Genomic DNA, 488 nt, shown 5'->3' with positions numbered 1-488 from the left:
GCGGAGCGCTGGGGATGTCAGCCTACGAGCGGATCACGATGAGCCTACGCGAAGCCGATCGCCTCAAGGTCATCCAGGCGGTGACCGGGGGTTTCCTTACTCTTACACGTGCCGCCCAGCGCCTGCAGCTGAGTACCCGGCAGGTTCACCGCCTGGTGCAACGTTACCGGGACGCCGACGTTTCGGGCCTGACCTCACGTAAGCGCGGCCAGCCCAGCAATCATCAGCTGCGGCCTGGCCTCAAGCAGCGCGCCGCCGCGCTGATCCGGTAGCATTACTAGGATTTCGGGCCCACGCTTGCGGCCGAGAAACTCGTCGAATGTCACGGCCTACGCCTGGCGAAGGAAACGGTCCGGCACATCATGGTGGATGCCGGCTTATGGACTCTACGTCGGCAGCGACCACCCGAGGTGTACCAGCCACGCAATCGCCGCGCCTGCCTGGGCGAGCTGATCCAGATTGATGGCAGCGATCATCGCTGGTTCGAA

At 64.1% G+C, this 488-nt stretch carries 1 protein-coding gene; it reads left to right on the top strand.

Annotated features, from left to right (window positions below):
- Positions 1-272: helix-turn-helix domain-containing protein (locus GSQ95_RS26790; protein WP_256664729.1), on the top strand; the 272-nt coding region annotated here is incomplete at its 5' end.
- Positions 273-488: the final 216 nt, after the last annotated feature.

Origin of the sequence: Pseudomonas sp. BAV 4579 (assembly GCF_009765395.1) — a bacterium.
GTDB lineage: Bacteria > Pseudomonadota > Gammaproteobacteria > Pseudomonadales > Pseudomonadaceae > Chryseomonas > Chryseomonas aestiva.
Note: the sequence above shows the minus strand (reverse complement) of the source record. Positions and strands in the feature narration are given on the sequence as shown.